This window comes from Denitrobaculum tricleocarpae (assembly GCF_007004665.1).
In the GTDB taxonomy this organism is placed as follows: domain Bacteria; phylum Pseudomonadota; class Alphaproteobacteria; order Kiloniellales; family Kiloniellaceae; genus Denitrobaculum; species Denitrobaculum tricleocarpae.
In genome coordinates this window covers 49,508-66,950 of record NZ_ML660053.1, presented here as the reverse complement: position 1 = coordinate 66,950, position 17,443 = coordinate 49,508, and the positions used below count along the sequence as shown (strand labels likewise).

General features: G+C 58.9%; 15 protein-coding genes. 6 read left to right on the top strand and 9 right to left on the bottom strand.

The features are described 5' to 3' along the window. Position 1: 1 nt before the first annotated feature. From FKG95_RS05120 to FKG95_RS05100, 5 genes are all read right to left on the bottom strand, one after another. Positions 2 to 1,012: an NAD-dependent epimerase gene (locus tag FKG95_RS05120; protein WP_142895266.1), complete on the bottom strand. Its 1,011-nt coding sequence runs from the start codon at positions 1,010 to 1,012 to the stop codon at positions 2 to 4. A gap of 242 nt (positions 1,013 to 1,254) precedes the next feature. Further along, a complete protein-coding gene (locus FKG95_RS05115) occupies positions 1,255 to 2,385 on the bottom strand; it encodes a DegT/DnrJ/EryC1/StrS family aminotransferase (protein ID WP_218940075.1) in 1,131 nt (376 codons plus the stop codon). Between the two features lie 205 nt (positions 2,386 to 2,590). Then, positions 2,591 to 3,511 carry a succinylglutamate desuccinylase/aspartoacylase family protein gene (locus tag FKG95_RS05110; protein WP_142895265.1) on the bottom strand — a complete coding sequence of 307 codons (921 nt, stop codon included), beginning with the start codon at positions 3,509 to 3,511 and terminating at the stop codon, positions 2,591 to 2,593. Between the two features lie 46 nt (positions 3,512 to 3,557). Continuing rightward, entirely contained in the window at positions 3,558 to 4,205 is a 648-nt protein-coding gene (locus tag FKG95_RS05105; RefSeq protein ID WP_142895264.1) for a glutathione S-transferase family protein, read from the bottom strand. A 113-nt stretch (positions 4,206 to 4,318) separates the two neighbouring features. Then, on the bottom strand, positions 4,319 to 5,326 hold the full coding sequence (locus tag FKG95_RS05100; RefSeq protein WP_142895263.1) for a LacI family DNA-binding transcriptional regulator: 1,008 nt from the start codon (positions 5,324 to 5,326) through the stop codon (positions 4,319 to 4,321). Between the two features lie 162 nt (positions 5,327 to 5,488). Here FKG95_RS05100 and ltnD point away from each other — a divergent pair, with 162 nt between their 5' ends. Genes ltnD through FKG95_RS05080 form a run of 4 tightly spaced genes read left to right on the top strand, consistent with a single transcriptional unit; the run spans position 5,489 to position 9,091 of the window. Further along, entirely contained in the window at positions 5,489 to 6,394 is a 906-nt protein-coding gene (gene ltnD / locus FKG95_RS05095) for an L-threonate dehydrogenase (RefSeq protein ID WP_142895262.1), read from the top strand. 5 nt (positions 6,395 to 6,399) lie between these two features. Then, the gene (gene otnK / locus FKG95_RS05090) at positions 6,400 to 7,674 is read left to right on the top strand and encodes a 3-oxo-tetronate kinase (protein WP_142895261.1); all 1,275 of its coding nucleotides are present in this window, start codon (positions 6,400 to 6,402) and stop codon (positions 7,672 to 7,674) included. Further along, positions 7,671 to 8,321, top strand: a complete 651-nt coding sequence (gene otnC / locus FKG95_RS05085; protein ID WP_142895260.1) for a 3-oxo-tetronate 4-phosphate decarboxylase — start codon at positions 7,671 to 7,673, stop codon at positions 8,319 to 8,321. Before otnK ends, otnC begins: the two co-directional genes overlap by 4 nt. 5 nt (positions 8,322 to 8,326) lie before the next feature. Next, positions 8,327 to 9,091, top strand: a complete 765-nt coding sequence (locus FKG95_RS05080) for a hydroxypyruvate isomerase family protein (RefSeq protein ID WP_142895259.1) — start codon at positions 8,327 to 8,329, stop codon at positions 9,089 to 9,091. Between the two features lie 19 nt (positions 9,092 to 9,110). Here the strand turns inward: FKG95_RS05080 and FKG95_RS05075 are convergent, their stop codons facing one another. The 4 genes from FKG95_RS05075 to FKG95_RS05060 all read right to left on the bottom strand — a co-directional run bounded on the left by FKG95_RS05075 (position 9,111) and on the right by FKG95_RS05060 (position 13,440). After that, complete coding sequence (locus FKG95_RS05075; protein WP_142895258.1) at positions 9,111 to 10,268, bottom strand: substrate-binding domain-containing protein; 1,158 nt, start codon at positions 10,266 to 10,268, stop codon at positions 9,111 to 9,113. 50 nt (positions 10,269 to 10,318) lie between these two features. Continuing rightward, the gene (locus FKG95_RS05070; RefSeq protein ID WP_142895257.1) at positions 10,319 to 11,434 is read right to left on the bottom strand and encodes an ABC transporter permease; all 1,116 of its coding nucleotides are present in this window, start codon (positions 11,432 to 11,434) and stop codon (positions 10,319 to 10,321) included. Between the two features lie 13 nt (positions 11,435 to 11,447). Further along, on the bottom strand, positions 11,448 to 12,209 hold the full coding sequence (locus FKG95_RS05065; RefSeq protein ID WP_218940074.1) for an ATP-binding cassette domain-containing protein: 762 nt from the start codon (positions 12,207 to 12,209) through the stop codon (positions 11,448 to 11,450). A 334-nt stretch (positions 12,210 to 12,543) separates the two neighbouring features. Next, positions 12,544 to 13,440, bottom strand: a complete 897-nt coding sequence (locus FKG95_RS05060) for a LysR family transcriptional regulator (RefSeq protein WP_142895256.1) — start codon at positions 13,438 to 13,440, stop codon at positions 12,544 to 12,546. 188 nt (positions 13,441 to 13,628) lie between these two features. On the opposite strand from FKG95_RS05060, the gene FKG95_RS05055 reads away from it, so the two are divergent. Both FKG95_RS05055 and FKG95_RS05050 read left to right on the top strand, forming a co-directional pair. Then, on the top strand, positions 13,629 to 14,933 hold the full coding sequence (locus FKG95_RS05055; protein ID WP_142895255.1) for an NAD(P)/FAD-dependent oxidoreductase: 1,305 nt from the start codon (positions 13,629 to 13,631) through the stop codon (positions 14,931 to 14,933). Positions 14,934 to 14,957: 24 nt separating this feature from the next. Continuing rightward, on the top strand, positions 14,958 to 17,375 hold the full coding sequence (locus FKG95_RS05050) for a GcvT family protein (RefSeq protein ID WP_142895254.1): 2,418 nt from the start codon (positions 14,958 to 14,960) through the stop codon (positions 17,373 to 17,375). Positions 17,376 to 17,443: the final 68 nt, after the last annotated feature.

Here is a 17,443-nt window from a genome sequence, read left to right as displayed (position 1 = left end):
ATCAGGCTTTATAGAAGTCCCGGTACCAGTCGACAAAGCGTGCGACGCCGGTTTCAACCGTCGTGGCCGGCTGGTAACCAACATCCCTCTTCAGGTCCGAGACATCCGCCCAGGTTGCGGGCACGTCACCCGGCTGCATGGGCAGCATGTTCTTCTTGGCAGTCTTTCCAATGCACTGCTCGAGCACTTCGATGTAGCGCATCAGTTCGACCGGCTGACTGTTGCCGATGTTGTAGACCCGGTAAGGCGCGACACCACTTGTTCCTGGGTCGGGGGACTCACCGCTCCAGTCTTCGTTTACCTTTGCCACGTTGTCGGCACAGGCAATCACACCCTCGACGATATCGTCGACAAAGGTGAAATCACGCTGCATCTGGCCGCGATTAAAGACGTCGATCGGACGTCCTTCCAGAATAGCCTTGGTGAAAAGGAACAACGCCATATCGGGCCGTCCCCAAGGTCCGTAAACCGTGAAGAAACGTAAACCCGTCGCCGGAAGGCCGAAAAGATGGCTGTAGGTATGGGCCATCATCTCGTTGGATTTCTTGCTTGCGGCGTAGAGGCTTAAAGGATGGTCAACATTGTGATGAACCGAGAAGGGCGCGTTGCCGTTGGCACCGTAAACCGAGCTTGATGAGGCATAAACCAGGTGCTTGACACCGTTGTGCCGGCAGCCTTCCAGTATATTCAAAAAGCCCACGATATTACTGTCGATGTAACTGCGCGGATTTTCGAGGCTGTAGCGAACCCCGGCCTGTGCCGCCAGATGGATCGCCTTATCAGGTTTATGGCTGCTGAAAAGCTCCGCAACGCCGGCGGTATCTTCCAGGTCCAGCTTGCAATGCGTGAAGCCCTTGTAAGGCGTCAGCCTGTCCAGCCGGGCCTGCTTCAGCTTCACATCGTAGTAAGGGTTTAAGTTATCGAGGCCAACGACTTCATCGCCGCGCTCAAGCAACTGTATCGCGACATGGTTTCCGATGAAGCCAGCATGGCCAGTGACAAGAAATTTCATACCAGACAACTGCTTAACGGGTGGAGGGGCAAATTTCGCAAGAATTTAAACGCTCATCCGGCCTTTGTCGCGCCCAAAATAGGACGGGAGACTGTAGCTGACCGAACAGGCAGGAAGGCATGACGAATTCTTGGCACACAAGTGGTTAAGATTCCTTATGCAGAGCGTAAATCGTCACATCAGCAACCGTGAAGTCCGCCAAAACTAAACCGAATTCTTCGGCAAAGCGATGATTTCGGCTGCTATGAAGCTGATACCGCCGCCGCAACGCAGTCGATGATCCGGTCTTGTAACACAGGTTCCAGATAAGGATGCATCGGCAGACTCACGACACGTTCGCTCAAGGCATGCGAGACCTGGAGACCGCCAGCGCCGACGACACAGTCTTCGTAGCCCGTTTGGCGGTCAAGCGTAATGGGATAATAGACCGCGGTCGGAACACCGTTTTCCGAACAGTGGCTGCGCACCGCTTCGCGGTTCTCGACCACAAGCGTGTACTGCGCCCAGGATGAGGTCGCATTTTGCGCAAGCCGGGGCGTCTTACAGACCTGCCCCAGCCCCCTCTCGTAACGATCGGCAACAGCTTGCCGCTTGACCAGTTCGTCCGGAAAGATCGTAAGCTTTTCCAACAAAACCGCCGCCTGAATGCTGTCCAGGCGACTATTCAGACCGATCCGGACGTTTTCGTAGCGATCCCGGCCCTCACCATGAACACGCAGGGACTTCAGCAGGTCCGCGCGTTCGTCATCGTCGGTGAAAACGGCCCCGCCGTCGCCGTAGCAGCCCAGGGGTTTGGCCGGAAAGAAACTGGTCGTCGTATAGTCGCCGAGACTGCCCACCGGGCTGCCGTCACGGGTTGCGCCGAAACTCTGAGCCGCGTCCGCAATCAAAACAAGACCATGCTTGTCGGCGATCTCTTTGAGCAGGCTGTAGTTGGCGGGCTGTCCGAAGAGATCAACAGCGATAATCGCGCGTGGCTTCAGGTCGGTGCCGCGCAGGCCGGCTATGGCTTGCTCCAGACTGGCCGGATCGATGTTGAAGCTATCCTCGTCGATATCGACCAGAACAACCCTGGCGCCCAGGATGGCAGGCGCCTCGGCGGTGGCGACGAACGTAAAGGCGGGCGCGAAGACCGCATCCCCTGGACCTATGCCCTCCGCCATGAGCGCCAGCATGATGGCGTCAGTGCCATTTCCGCAGGCCACCGCATGACGCGCACCGCTGAAGTCCGCAAGGCGGCTCTCCAGCTCGCGCACCTCCGGACCCAGAATGTACTGGCCGTGCTCAAGCACGCGGCCGATGGCCCGGTCCAGATTTGGCTGGAGACGGTCGCGCTGCGCGGCCAGGTCGATGAAAGGTATAGCCTTGACCACTGGGTCACTCCAATGCGGCGCTGGATGCCTTGTTTCAGATCACTAGGGAGGGATTTCCCAAACTGCCGCGAAGGCCGGGCAGGCAAGCTGAAACAAAGATCTCAAATCTCTTCTGTTCCGGCTTTTAGCGCCTGACCGGGCGGCTGTAAACGCAGGAAAACCCGTCTGGCATCCAAAGAAGCTTCAGAGAGCCTCTCAAAGACCGCTAAACCTCCGCCGCAAGGTAATACATTTCCTTGCCGGCATGCAGAGCTTCGACCTGCTGCATCACAATATAGGTATCTCGATCGACGACCACGGCTTCACCATTGAGATCGCAGATATGAGTCCCGTTTTCTACGAAATCGAAGCCTTCCGGATTGTCGCTGTATTTCCAGGAAATGGCCTTGCCGGCGGTCTGGGCAATACCGGATGCGTAGACCCTTAAGACTTTGGGTTGCTCCGCCAAATCCGTTGGGCTCCCCTCAAGGATATCAAGGTGTTTCAGCAGGTTGACGGTGTTATCAACGTTTGTCTCAATCGTCGTGAAGTCAAAATGCTGACCGGCCTCGATCACCAGGGACAGCCCGCTTTTGCGGGTATTCTGATGGAACTCAACCAGTGACATGCCATTGAGAAACTTCTCGGCCTCGAGCAGCACGTAGGGCGTATCGAGATGGCGCCGCATCGCGTCGATCCGTCCGGCCTCATATCCCATCAGAATACCAATGGCCGTCGAGGCCCGGTTCGTCGAATGGAGATCGATAACGTGATCGGACTGTTCGATGTAGGGGCGTATGCGCTCTTTTGCGAGATGCTCATGTTCGACGCCACCGGGCTTCGCCCAGATCCTGTTCATGTCTTCGAACTTGAAGCGCACGAGATCATCGAAATCGTCGGCTTCCTGCAGGATCTCATAGTTGGCAAGCACAATCTGCAACCGGCCGGACCGCTGCTTCAGCGCCCCATCCCGCAAGCCTTGCAGGACCCGCCGTGCCGTCACGACGCCTGTGACCTCGTTGCCGTGTGTCAGGGCGACGACTGAGACCGTCGGACCCGAGAGACCGGAGTCCAGCGTGAGAACAGCGTCCTGATTTGCCGCCTCGGATATATCCGATAGCGCATGCTTCAACTCTTCGAATTTCATGAAAGGTCCTGCCGATATTGAACAAACTGCGCACAATCGCACTTAACTAGGCTTCATCCGCCTCCACAATCCAGGGCTCCGCTTTTCCTGCGGCCTCCCATTCCTGCCAGGCGGGCAGTGCCGTCATGGCCTGGGAGTAATCGAGCACCGCAGGCGTCCGGCTGAGTTCATAGCGGTCGAGCCGGTTCACGACCGGCGCAAACATGGCATCCGCATTGCTGAACTCACCGAAAAGGAAGGGACCTCCGTAGCTTTTCAGACAGCCTTCCCAGATGGCCTCGATACGTGCAACATCCTTGCGCACGCCATCCGAAACCCCGATCGCCCGCACCTCACGGCGCATATTCATAGAGCATTCGCTGCGCAGCGGCCCAAAGCCCGCATGCATTTCATTGGAAATCGAGCGCGCATGTGCCCGCATCATCCGGTCTTCCGGCCAGAAACCACGGTCGGGAAAGAGATCCGCCAGATACTCGAGGATCGCCATCGATTCCCAGATCGTATGGTCACCATCCTTTAAAACCGGCACTTTCTTGGTTGGCGAGAACTCGAGAAAATGCGCCTGATCGGTCGCCTCATCAAAAAGACTGAGGGTCTCTTTGAAGTCAACGTTCTTCACTTTCATGGCGATCCAGGGCCGAAAGGACCAGGAAGAGTAGTTTTTATTTCCAATGATAAGCTCAAGTGCCGCCATGCCTTATCGTTCCTTGATGATCTGTGCCCCGTGCAGGGGCCGGTATGTCTGGAGAATCGACAGCATAGTGACCTCTGTGCCTTTACCGCCAGACAATTCACCACAGCTCTTTCTTAGTGTGCTGCGTCCCCCAGATCGATCTCGGGCCGGAATATGAGCCTTCGTTCATCGGGTGTCAGGGACCGTTTCATGGCCTCAAGCAGAACCCGCGTGACTTCGGAACCTATCTTGCGCCGTGGCGAACGCGTCGTTGCCAGACGGACCGGCAAGCCCTCGAGAAATTCAAGACCATTGAAGCCGGCGATCAAGAGCTGCCTGGGAACCTCTAGGCCAGCCGCCATGGCGGCGAATAACCCCCCAGCGGCCAGATCGTCGTTGGAATAGTAGATGCAGTCGATTTCACACCCGGATGCCAGAATCTCGTCGGTCAGCTGGCGCCCCAAGGCGAGCGACGAAAAACCTGCGTCGGTGCGCATAGTGATCAATTCCAGCCCCGCGTCGCTTAGTTCCTCTTGAAAGCCTTTCATGCGCTTTCGGGCCCGGATGTCTTTATCCAGTGCGCTGCCGATGTAGGCGAACCTGGATCGTCCGCGATTGATCAGCGCCCGCGCCATGTCACGGCCCGCATCGATGTGCGAGAGGCCGACATTTATGTCAATGAGGTCGCCATCCACATCCATGATCTGCGCGACAGGGATACCGGCACCTTCGAGCAATTTCTTGGATTGATCGGTTTGTTCAAGGCCGGTGACGATGATACCCGCAGGTCGCCAGGAGAGCATGTCGCGGATAATGCCTTTTTCGACTTCGGAATCGTAGTTGGAAACCCCGAATACCGGTTGCTTGCCGCTCTCCTGAATGGAATCCGAGATCCCGGCAAGCACCTCGGCAAAGACGACGTTGGAGAGGCTTGGTACGATCACGCCGATCAGGTTCGTGGTGCGCGATGATAGAGAAGTGGCCAGGTGGTTGGTCACGTAGCCGATTTCCTCGGACGCCCGCAAAACCTTCTCGACGTTCTTCTCCGAAACGTCCGCGGCACCACGCAAGGCACGCGATGCGGTCATCTTGCTGACCCCTGCCAGCGCGGCGACTTCAACCAGGGTTGGTTTGCTTCTCAAGGCTGTCGGTCCTGATGGTTTGAGCACTGTAAGCTTCGAAACGCGCCCCGCGATCTCAACAGCTGATTGACTTTCCGGGTTTCTTTACCTAAAACCAGCATCACTGGTATCGATACCGGTATCGATACCACATGTCCAGACTCTTATTGAAAAGGCGCGATCATGGGCTTAACGACAGCGGTTATCGGTTTGGGCTCAATGGGCTGGGGCGCGGCTGTGTCCCTACTGCGCGCAGGTTTCCCCACAGCGGGCGTAGATATCCGCGAGACTGTCCTCGACGACTTCAGAAAAGAAGGTGGTCAGACCAGCTCTACGCCTTCGGAAGCCGCCGCAGGCGCAGATATCATCTTTGTGTTCGTCGTGAACGCTGAACAAACCGATCAGGTGCTGTTCGGCGAGAATGGCGCCGTGGCCGCGGCAGCGCCCGGAAGTACCTTCGTGCTCTGCGTGACTATGCCACCGTCTTACACGCTCGATGTCGCCACGCGACTGACTGCCGCGGGCATGAAGGTCATTGACGCGCCGGTCTCCGGAGGAGCCGCGAAGGCACTTGCAGGCGAGATGACCATCATGGCTTCCGGGGCTGCAGGCGCTTTCGATCAGGCCGGCCCGGCCCTCGACGCCATCGCCAGCAAAGTCTTCCGGCTCGGCGACGACCCCGGCACCGGTTCCCGGGTCAAGATGATCAATCAGCTTCTGGCGGGTGTGCATATCGCGGCCATGGGCGAAGCCCTCACAATGGGGATCAGATCCGGCCTGGATGCAAGAATGCTCTACGAGGTCATCATTGAATGCGCGGGCAATTCCTGGATGTTCGAGAACCGCGGGCAACACGTTGTCGATGGCGATTACGCGCCCAAGTCAGCCGTCGATATCTTCGTGAAAGACATGGGGATCGTGACCTCGGAGGGGCGTGCCGCGGACTTCCCCCTCCCCCTTTCTGAGACGGCGCTGTCTCTCTTTAAGGAAGCCCAGACCGCAGGCTATGGGCGTGAGGACGACTCAGCGGTTGCCAAGGTCTACGCGGCGAAGGGTGGCATTGCCTTGCCCGGCTCGAGCGGAAAGTAACGATCATGACTGTTGTTCTTGGCTGTATCGCAGATGACTTCACGGGCGCCACAGACCTGGCAGGTTTATTGGCACGAAGCGGTGTCCGGGTGTCCCTTCGATTGGGCGTACCGGAGACCGCGCCCGGCGAGCTGGAGCTCTCCAGCTTTGAGGTGATCGCGCTGAAGTGCCGGACAGCCCCGATCGAGGAAGCAATCGCCGAGACCGAGGCCGCGCTTACCTGGTTGCAGGCGGCGGGCGCCGCGCGCTTCTTCTGGAAATACTGCTCCACCTTCGACAGCACGGCGAAAGGTAATATCGGTCCGGTTGCCGAGGCGCTCATGGCGAAACTGAACAGCGACCAGACCATCTATTGTCCTGCCTTTCCCGAGAATGGCCGCAGTATCTTCATGGGCAACCTCTTCGTCGGGGAACAGCCGCTCCATGAAAGCCCCATGAAAGACCACCCCCTGACCCCCATGCGCGACTCCAACCTGATGCGGCTGCTGGAACCGCAGGTTACGCGGAAGGTAGGTCTCGCAAACCGGCTGGTCGTGGATCAAGGTGTAACGGCTTTGCAAAACCGGCTTGAAGCACTACGTCGGGAAGGCGTTGCGCATGTTGTGGTCGACGCGGTCGCGAACGCCGATCTGACGGTTATCGCCGAAGCCTGCCGCAACATGCCTTTGATGACCGGCGGCAGCGCGGTCGCCATGCCCCTGCCCGCGCTCTACATGGCGGACGACGTGCTTTCGGCAGACGCTCCAAAGCCGGTCAGACCTTCCCTGGCACCGGGACAGATAGTTCTTTCGGGCAGTTGCTCCGCCATGACCCGCAAGCAGGTTGCCGCTTTCGCTGCAGATGCTAATGCCTTTAAGCTTGATCCTCTGGCTTTGGCCAGCGAAGGCGTCCAAGCGGCGCGCGATTGGCTCGCACAGCAACCCGCCGAGGCCCCCAAAATCATCTACGCCACCGCTGAACCTGCCGAAGTCGCCGCGGCTCAAGACAAACTCGGTGTGGAGAAAGCCGGCAAGCTGGTCGAAGATGCCCTTGCCGACTTGGCGGTGCAGGCCCGGGACAGCGGAGTCCGGCGCTTCGTGGTTGCCGGCGGCGAGACCTCCGGCGCGGTGACCAACGCGCTCGGGGTCAAGCAGATGACGATCGGGCCCGAGATCGCGCCCGGCGTGCCCTGGACCTGGTGCGACAGCGCAGGTCAGGACATCGCGCTCACGCTGAAATCAGGTAACTTCGGGCAGGAAGATTTCTTTGCCCGCGCCCTTGAGATGCTGGACGCGCAATGAGCGAGGAAACCCAACTCCGCGAGCAGATGTGCCGGCTCGCGAAATCCATGTTCGAACGCGGCCTGACCGGCGGTTCCTCGGGCAACATCTCGGCCCGACTTTCGGACGGACGCCTTCTCGTTTCACCGACCGGCAGCAGCTTTGGGTCTCTCGATCCTGCGCGCCTCTCGCTGTTCGATGCTGACGTCCGGCAGATCGACGGTGACAAGCCGACAAAGGAGATGCCGCTGCACTCGGCTTTTTACGAAACCCGGCAGGCCAAGACAGGCGCCGTCGTTCACCTCCATTCAAGTCACTCCGTTGCGCTATCGCTGATACCGGAGGTCGATCCGGAAAACATGCTGCCGCCCCTGACCGCCTATTCGATCATGCGCCTCGGCAAGGTCAAGCTACTGCCCTACTTCATGCCGGGTGATCCCGCCATGGGCGACGCTATTCGCGGCCTGGCCGGCAGGCGCAGCGCCGTGGTGCTCGCAAACCACGGTCCCGTGGTAGCCGGGAAGGACCTCGAGGCAGCCGTCTACGCCATCGAAGAACTGGAAGAGACCGCAAAGCTTGCCTTGCTGACCCGCGGCGCAAATCCTGCAATGCTTAATGCGGAACAGATCACGGCGATCGTGGAGAAATTTGACGTGGATTGGGACTAGGCTTCATGAGTGGCTTTTCAGCAAACCTTGGTTTTCTCTGGACCGAGCTTTCCCTGCCCGAGGCTATTCGCGCAGCTGCCCGCGCCGGATTTGATGCGGTGGAATGCCACTGTCCCTACGACACCCCGGTCGAGGAGGTAAAGGCCGCGCTGGAAGAAACCGGCTTACTAATGCTTGGGATCAATACGGAACGCGGGAATCTGGCCGCGGGCGATAATGGAGTAGCCGCGATACCGGGACGCGAGGAAGAAGCACGCGCACTCATCGATCAGGCCATCGCGTACGCACAGGCCATCGGCGCGCGCAACATCCACGTCATGGCCGGGTTCGCACAGGGCAATGCCGCGCGCGAGAGCTTTGTCGAAAACCTGCACTACGCCTGTGACCGCGCGGCGGAGCACGGCATCACCATCGTCATCGAACCCCTTAATCACTACGACGCGCCTGGCTACTTCCTGAACAACGCGGACCAGGCCGCCGAGATCATTGAGGCAGTGGGCGCTGCAAATCTGAAACTGATGTTCGACTGCTATCATATCCAAATCATGCAGGGCGACATCACCCGCCGGCTCGAGCAGTTCATGCCGATCATCGGCCATATTCAGATCGCGGCTGTCCCCACCCGCGCGGAACCTGACAACGGCGAACTCGATTACCGGCATGTCATGCGCAGCATCCGGGCGCTTGGTTTCACAGCACCGGTCGGCGCAGAGTACAGGCCGGCCACCACAACGGAAGCCGGCCTGGGCTGGATGACAAAAATTGCCTGAAACCCTGCGGCTTTAGACTTTAACGCTTGAGTGCGCCAACGCCCGAGAAGCGGAAAGCCTCTTTTTCGAGGTTATCGATTTCTTCACCGCTCATTTGATCGTGGGCGACCGTGATGCGGCCGAGAAAGACCAGGGGGAGTTCTGCCGCTCGGCCCTCCAGATCGGCCTTGATCGCTTCAGCCGTCGCGGCACCGACATCATCCCCCATGCGCATGGGGGTCGCATCCAGTTCACCACGCCGGATGGCATCCAGTTCGAGGCCGGTCCCGCCCCATCCGGTGGAGAAAATATCCTTCTCTTTGCCGGCGGCAACCTGCGCCTCGACCGAGCCCATGGCCATGGCAGTGTTCGCGTTGTGGATCACGTTGGCTTCCGGATAGGCCTGGATCATCAGGTTGGTGCCATCGAAACCGCCTTCGCGACGGTACTCGCCGTAGTGCTCATAGACGACGTTCCAGTTGCCCTTCTCCATGACGCAGTCTTTGAAATCGCCCGAGCGCTGATTGTCGGTCACGCCAGGGATGCCGCGATTCATGGCGAAGGTCACGTCCTTGCCCAGACGCTCCAGCATATAGCTGCAGATCTTCTGCGCCCCGTAGGCCGATGAGAAATCGAACCAGGCGGCGGGCTGTTTCTTGAAGTGCTTCAGCGGCGTATGAAAGGCCCAGACGTAAGTCACGAAATCCCCGTTGCCGGCCAGCTTTTCGATGTTGTCAGCCTGGGTCGCCAATTCAGAAGGTCCGAAAATGACGTAGTCATAAAGGTCGGCATCCTGCTCGACCTGGGTGGCATAGGTGGCCTGCAGCGAGTGTTCGATCTGGCGGGACGCAAACTCCGTCGTTTCGTAAGGGATACCCAGTTGATCGAGCCGTTTGGTCAGCGCGAGATAATTGCGTGCCCAGAAATCGGAGACGTCTGCTGAAGGATAAATCAGTGCGATCTGCAGCGGCTTCTCAAGAGTTCCGGAGAACTTCACAGCTTCCCTACCGGTCGCCGCTTGCAACGCCTCGAGCTTGCCCGGTTCGTTGACCTGCTCCGGCAGCCAGTGGTCGCGCCCCTCGTCTCCAGGCAAGGCCTTCAGCGGCAGATCCTGGGCCGCGACGGCGCCCGCAAACACAACGGAGGCCGCACAAACAAGGGCGGTCGATCCGAGGATTCCCAATGGTTTCTTATTCATTCTTTCGTCCTCCCAGACTTGGTGAAATTTTTCTCCAGCGGCATCTCTCCTCAACCGCTGGGGACCGATCCCGTGGAAAGCAGTGATCCCATGACCAGGAGCACAGCGATTCCGAGGGAAATTGCTCCGCCGAGTTTCGCCAGTTTGACATTGTCAGGCGCCGTAATGTTATTCAGCAGCCTTCTTGTGCCATCCCGGTCTTTCTTTTGCAGCCAGGTGTAAAAGGCGACAGACAAGATGATCACGACGCCCGACGCGACCGATTGCCAAAAGAATTCGATGCCCAGAGTGACCAGCGCGTTGATCATCATGGAGAGCAGAAGAACGCCGGCAAACGACCCCAGCATGTAGGCCCGCCCGCCAAAGAGCGAGGTGCCTCCCACAACGACGGCCGCGATCACATGGAGATTGAAGTAGGGCGCGGAGGTGGCCTGAACGGCATTAAGCTTACCCATCAGCATAACACCGGCAAGGCCCGCCATGGCGCCCATCAGGACGTAGGCATAGACTTTATAGCGGTTGACCGCGATGCCGGTCATCTCGGCCGCCTCCGGGTTAGAACCGATCGCGATGGAGTAGCGTCCGAACCGGCTGCGCCGCAGAAGGAATGCGCCGATCACGAGCGTTGCAATGCCGATCAGTACGGGGATCGGCAAAAAGTTGGGTATGCGGCCGCGGCCGATTTCGGTTATGAGATCCGGAAAACGCGCCAAGACCAGCCCCTTGGCCAGAACAAGCGCAAAGCCGCGGTAAACCAGATCCATTGCGAGCGTGCCGATCAGATCCGGAACCCGGAATTTGGTGATCACCAGACCATTGATCAGGCCAAAAAGGCTGCCGATGGCCAGTCCGAGCAGGACAGCCACCCAGGCCGGGAAGCCGTACTCCTTGATTGCAAAGGCCACGATGATGCCGGTTAAAGCCGCGACCGAGCCAATCGAGAGATCGATGCCGCGCTGCGTGATGACGAAGGTCATCGCCATGGCCATCGGCATGTAAAGGGCCGCCTCCAGCAGGATAATATTCAAATTGGATGCACGGAAATAGCGGGTCGGTTCAGCGACACCCATAAAGGCGAGAATCATGAGGATCATCACCATGGGACCAAGGATCGCCAGGTAGGGGTCGATCCGTTCCTGCAGGCCTTTCGAGGCAGTTGCGGGCATCTTTATTTCCTCCTCAGGCGGCGTCTGCCGCGCCCACGATCAGCCCCAACACTTCCTGATGGGACGATTGGCTGGTGGTGACGACATCGACGCGCCGACCCCTGCGCATGACCTGAATGCGATCTGAAATAGCAAAAACGTCGTCAAGCGAGTGGCTGATCAGCACGATGGCCAAGCCTTCCCTGCGTAAGACTTCGATCAGTTTCAGCGTGCGCGCGGTTTCCTGCGGGCCAAGAGCTGCCGTCGGCTCATCCATGACCAGAACCCGCAAGTCAGAATGATAGACCGCACGGGCAATCGCGACCGCCTGCCGTTGACCGCCGGAAAGGCTTTCGGTCGCGACATCCATGCTTTTCAGTCGCACACCGAGGCGCTCCAGAAGCACACGTTCCGCTTCTTGCCGCATCTTTCCATTGTCGAGATACCGGATGCCGAAAAACGATTTGGTCAGCTCGGACCCAAGGAACATGTTGGCCGCCGGGTCCAGATGGTCGGCCAGTGCGAGCGTCTGATAGACCGCATCGATGCCCAGCGCGATGGCTTCGGAATGGCTGTTCATGGAAAGTGGTTTCCCATCCAGTTCTATCGTGCCTTCAGTGGCTTGATAGACACCGGTCAGGATCTTGATCAGCGTGGACTTACCTGCGCCGTTATCGCCGACGATGGCCAGAACCTCACCGGAAGAGACTTCAAGATCGACATCCTGAAGCGCCGTCACACCGCCGAAGCGTTTGGTGATTCCGCGCATGGAGACAATTGGTTTCTCACTCGGCACCCTCAGCCCTCCCAAGCTTTATAGAGTTTTTTTCCGCCGCATGCCTGCGCATGCAGGGGGGAGGCCTTTACCTTTGCAGCAGCGGCGAAATCTCAAAAAAAGACGGCCGCATTACGAGATCTGAAATCCAGTTTTTCACGGATTGCGGACGGTCGGCTCCTCCCAAAACCTATCCATCCCGATTCTTGGTGAGAATGGTACGTGATCGCACGCAAAAACATCAAGGGAAAATGTTATCGATAACATTTTCGTCAGCGTATTCTCTGTTGGAGAGCAGCAAACAATACTTCCAGCGGTTTGAAATTCGGTTGCGACTGCTCTGATGCTTCGGCGTTCAGGTTCGTTGCCGAAACCAGTTCACTGTGAAGTCTCTATAGGCTTCAGCTGCAGGAGAAAGCGGAAAGCGGCGCGACCAGGCCAGAAGGATGCGGTGGGTCGGCTCCACATCGGCGAGCGGGATGGAGACAAGTGGTGACCCGTCGTAACTGACCTGTGAGGCCGGACGGCTGTGAACCACGGAGATTCCATAGCCGTTGGCAACCAGCCCCCGCAGGGTCTCGAAGGACTCCGCCGTGCGACTGACCTCGGGCCTCAGTCCGCGGCGATGAAAGAGGTCAAGCAGGTAACGGCGGCTTTGGCTATCACTGGCCAGGATCAACGGCTCCTTGGCCAAGTTCTCCAGGTTCAGATCTTTGCGTCCGGCCCATCGATGGCTGCCAGGCAAAAGGACGTAGGGTGCCAGCGACGTCAGCGTGACCTGTTCGATATCCTCGGGCAGGCCGATGTCATAGTCGAGCATCAGATCAATGCTTCCGTCGTTCAAGAATCTGGGCAGCTCATCAAAACCGGCTTCCCGGAATCTAACCCGGACGAGAGGAAAACTCTTTTCGAACGCTTTGGTGAGCGCAGGCAGGTAGTGGGGCGCCAACTCAGCAAAGCAACCAAGGGACACCTCGCCCACAGGAGTATCGCGACCGCGCCCGTAGTGCTCCAGTTCCGCCGCCTGGTTCAAGAGGCTGCGCATACGGGCGACCACCTCCCGCCCAAAAGGCGTGAGGCCCACACCCCGCCCCTTCTGGCGAACAAAGATCTGCTGGTCGTAATGGCCTTCAAGTCGGGCAATTGCGGCTGAAATCGCGGGTTGGGAAATATTCAGAGACGCGGCGGCCTCCGTCACGCTTTCATGATCGGCGGCGGCCACCAGATAGCTCAGGGAACGAAGTGTCAGCACATCAGTTTTTCTGATTTATATTATACGATAATATTATTTTATCTGACATCAGACCTGATGCACAAGAGTCTGCGTGACATGTCAAAACTAGTCGCCGCCGGACAACAAGCCGCCCGCATATGGTGATAATTCCCATGATGCGTGCCGGAAAGTGGATGGCTGGAGGGCAGCAGCAGGGAGAATCAAAAATGGCGAAATCATACGATGCCATCATCATCGGCGCCGGCGTTATCGGTGCCTGCACGGCTTTCGAGATGGCGAAGAAGGGCCTGAAGACCCTGAACGTCGACAAGAACGCGATGGCGGGATACGGCTCGACCTCAGGCTCCTGCGCCATCATCCGCACCTACTACTCCGTCTTCGATACCTGCGCGCTGGCCTACGAAGGCTGGTACTACTGGAAAGACTGGGCGGAGTATCTGGGCAGTAAAGATCCACGCGGCATGATCAAGTATCATGATACCGGCTGCCTCGTGGTCAAAACCGAGCACAACAAAAATCTCTCGAAGATCTGCGAGATCATGGACCGCATCGGGTGCCCCTACGAACACCTTACGCCCGCGCAGATGAAGGCCAAGCTGCCGATCATGGACACCCGGCTGTTCGGCCCGGCAAAACGTCCGGACGATCCGGGTTTTTGCGAGCCTACGGGTGACTCGGTGTCGGGCGGTGTCTTCTTCCCGCGCGGCGGTTACGTCAGTGACCCGGCCCTCTCCGCTCAAAACGCCGAGCATGCGGCCAAGGCAAAAGGCGCGGAGTTTCTATACGGCGCCGAGGTGACGGAAATCCGTCAGGCCAACGGCCGGACCGCCGGCATCACGCTGAAAGACGGCACACAGATCGATGCCTCGGTCGTGGTCAATGTGGCCGGCCCGCATTCCAGCAAGATCAACCGGATGGCCGGCGTTTTTGAGGCCATGAAAATGAAAACCCGCGCGCTGCGCCACGAGGTTGCTCATGTGCCCTCACCCGAAGGTTTCGACTTCGAAGCCGAGGGCTACGTCTATTCGGACAGCGATATCGCCACTTACTGCCGCCCCGAACTGGGCAACCATATCCTGATCGGCTCCGAAGACCCGGAGTGCGATACCCGCGAATGGGTCGATCCGGACAACTTCAACCGGGACTTCACGGACCAGTGGCAGGTGCAGGCCATGCGCATGGCCCAGCGCTTTCCCGAAATGGGAATTCCGTCCCGGATGAAGGGCGTGGTCGAGCTCTACGACGTGACCGACGATTGGATTCCGATCTACGACAAGACCGACCTGCCCGGCTTCTATGTCGCGATCGGAACCAGCGGCAATCAATTCAAGAACGCCCCGGTGGCGGGGAAGATGATGGCGACCCTGATCGAGGCCTGCGAGAACGGCGCGGATCACGACAAGGATCCGGTCATGTTCCATCTTGAGAATATCGATCAAAGCGTTTCGATCGGCTTCTACTCGCGAAATCGGGAAATCAACCAGGATTCGAGCTTTTCAGTCTTGGGCTAGACGCAAAAAATGGGAGACAGGGTGATGAAAAGCCATACCCGGGTAGCCGTAATCGGCGGCGGTGTCGTCGGATGCAGTGTCCTCTACCACCTGACCAAACTTGGTTGGAGCGACGTCATGCTGATCGAACGCTCGGAGCTGACCTCCGGTTCGACCTGGCACGCGGCGGGCGGTTTTCACACACTGAACGCCGATACCAACATGGCGGCCCTGCAGGGCTACACGATCGAGCTTTACAAGGATCTCGAAAAACTCTCCGAGCAATCCTGCGGTCTGCACCACGTCGGTGGACTGACCCTCGCGACCACACCCGACCGCATGGACTTCCTGAAGGCCGAGCGCGCCAAGCACCGCTACATGGGCCTGGACACTGAGATCGTCGGCCCGGAAGAAATCCGGAAACTCTCGCCCATCACCAACACCGAAGGTGTGCTTGGCGCGCTTTACGATCCGCTGGATGGTCACCTGGACCCCTCGGGCACCACCCATGCCTATGCCAAAGCCGCGCGCAATGCCGGTGCCGAGATCGTCCTACGCACGCCCGTAGTTGAGACCAACCCACGTCCGGACGGTTCCTGGGAAATCGTCACTGAACAGGGCACGGTCATTGCCGAGCACATCGTCAACGCAGCCGGGCTCTGGGCGCGCGAAGTCGGCGCGCTCGCCGGGATCTACCTGCCGCTCCATCCCATGGAGCATCAGTATCTGGTCACCGAAGAGACGCCCGACGTTTACGAGCGCGACAGCGAACTTCCCCACGTGATGGACCCGGAAGGCGAGAGCTATCTGCGCCAGGAAGGCCGTGGCCTGGTGATCGGTTTTTACGAACAGAGCTGCGATCCCTGGGCAGTCGAGGGCACACCACTTGATTTCGGGCACGAACTTCTGCCGGACAAGCTTGACCGGATCGGTGACTCCCTGGAACTGGCATTCAGGCGCTATCCGGTTCTGGAGCGCGCGGGCATCAAGACGATCATCAACGGCCCCTTCACCTTCGCACCGGACGGCAACCCGCTGGTCGGCCCGGTTCCGGGTTTGCGGAACTACTGGTCCGCCTGCGCGGTCATGGCCGGGTTCAGCCAGGGCGGCGGCGTCGGCCTTACCCTCGCCGAGTGGATGGTCGAAGGCGAACCTTCCCGCGATGTCTTCGCCATGGACGTGGCGCGCTTCGGTGACTGGATCTCCCCCGGCTACACCCGGGCCAAGGTGCGCGAGAACTACCAGCGCCGCTTTTCTGTCGGCTATCCGAACGAAGAGCTGCCCGCGGCCCGGCCCTATCAGACCACGCCGGCCTACGGCATCTGGAAGGAACAGCGCGCGGTCTTCGGCACGGCCTATGGCATGGAGGCGGTCAACTACTTCGCACCGGAAGGCGAACCCCTTTTCGAAACGCCATCCTTCCGCCGCTCCAATGCCTTCGAAGCGACGGCCCAGGAATGTAAAGCGGTGCGTGAAGCCGTCGGCATCAACGAAATCCATAACTTTGGAAAGTATCTGGTCACCGGCCCTGGCGCGGAAGCTTGGCTCGACCGGATCATGGCCGGGCGTATCCCGAAGGTCGGACGTCTGTCCCTGACACCCATGCTGAGCCCAAAGGGCAAACTGATCGGTGACTTCACCATCTCGCGCCTGGCGGAAGAAGCATTCCAGTTAACGGCTTCCTTCGGCGCCCAGGCCTATCACCTGCGCTGGTTCTGGCAGCATCTGCCCGAGGAAGGCGTGTCGATCGAAAACGTTTCGACCAGGCGCATTGGTTTCCAGATTGCCGGCCCCAACGCCCGCACGCTCCTGGACCGCGTGGCCATGGCCGAGGTCTCAAATGAAGCCTTTCCCTTCATGGCGATCCGGGAAATGGATATCGGCCTTTGCCGGGCCCTGGTCCAGCGGGTTTCCTACACGGGCGATCTCGGGTACGAGATCTATGTGGATGCCGAGGATCAGATTGCGCTCTACGAAACGTTGAGCGCGGCGGGGGCTGATCTCGGTCTTCGCCCCTTCGGCATGCGTGCCATGATGAGCCTGCGTCTGGAGAAAGCCTTCGGCTCCTGGATGCGGGAATTCAAACCGGACTATACGCCGGTCGAGACCGGCATGGACCGCTTCGTTTCCTACAACAAGCCCGCCGACTTTATCGGTAAAGCAGCGGCTCTGGCGGAAAAAGCGCAAGGACCAAAACGGCGCCTCTGCACATTTGTTGTCGAGGCGGAAGACGCCGACACCTGGGGCGACGAGCCGATCTGGCACGACGGCAAGGTCGTTGGTTTTGTCACGTCGGGCGGTTTCGCTCACCATGCAGGAAAATCTGTGGCGCTTGGCTTCCTGCCCGTCGAACTGATTACGGAGGAACGCGAAGTTGAGATCGAAATCCTCGGCAAGCACTGCAAAGCCAGGATGATAACCGACGCGCTGTTCGATCCGAAAGCAGAGCGCATGCGCGGGTAGCAACCGCAAAGATATCCCAAGAGCAGATTGTATCGGGGCAATGTCTTCGTTTACAGCTCACTCCAATT

Coding starts and splice junctions, on each gene's coding strand:
- FKG95_RS05110 (WP_142895265.1), bottom strand. CDS start 3,511: ATGAAATTCGAAGAGTTGAAGCATGCGCTATCGGATATATCCGAGGCG.
- FKG95_RS05105 (WP_142895264.1), bottom strand. CDS start 4,205: ATGGCGGCACTTGAGCTTATCATTGGAAATAAAAACTACTCTTCCTGG.
- otnK (WP_142895261.1), top strand. CDS start 6,400: ATGACTGTTGTTCTTGGCTGTATCGCAGATGACTTCACGGGCGCCACA.
- otnC (WP_142895260.1), top strand. CDS start 7,671: ATGAGCGAGGAAACCCAACTCCGCGAGCAGATGTGCCGGCTCGCGAAA.
- FKG95_RS05120 (WP_142895266.1), bottom strand. CDS start 1,012: ATGAAATTTCTTGTCACTGGCCATGCTGGCTTCATCGGAAACCATGTC.
- FKG95_RS05050 (WP_142895254.1), top strand. CDS start 14,958: ATGAAAAGCCATACCCGGGTAGCCGTAATCGGCGGCGGTGTCGTCGGA.
- FKG95_RS05075 (WP_142895258.1), bottom strand. CDS start 10,268: ATGAATAAGAAACCATTGGGAATCCTCGGATCGACCGCCCTTGTTTGT.
- FKG95_RS05080 (WP_142895259.1), top strand. CDS start 8,327: ATGAGTGGCTTTTCAGCAAACCTTGGTTTTCTCTGGACCGAGCTTTCC.
- ltnD (WP_142895262.1), top strand. CDS start 5,489: ATGGGCTTAACGACAGCGGTTATCGGTTTGGGCTCAATGGGCTGGGGC.
- FKG95_RS05070 (WP_142895257.1), bottom strand. CDS start 11,434: ATGCCCGCAACTGCCTCGAAAGGCCTGCAGGAACGGATCGACCCCTAC.
- FKG95_RS05055 (WP_142895255.1), top strand. CDS start 13,629: ATGGCGAAATCATACGATGCCATCATCATCGGCGCCGGCGTTATCGGT.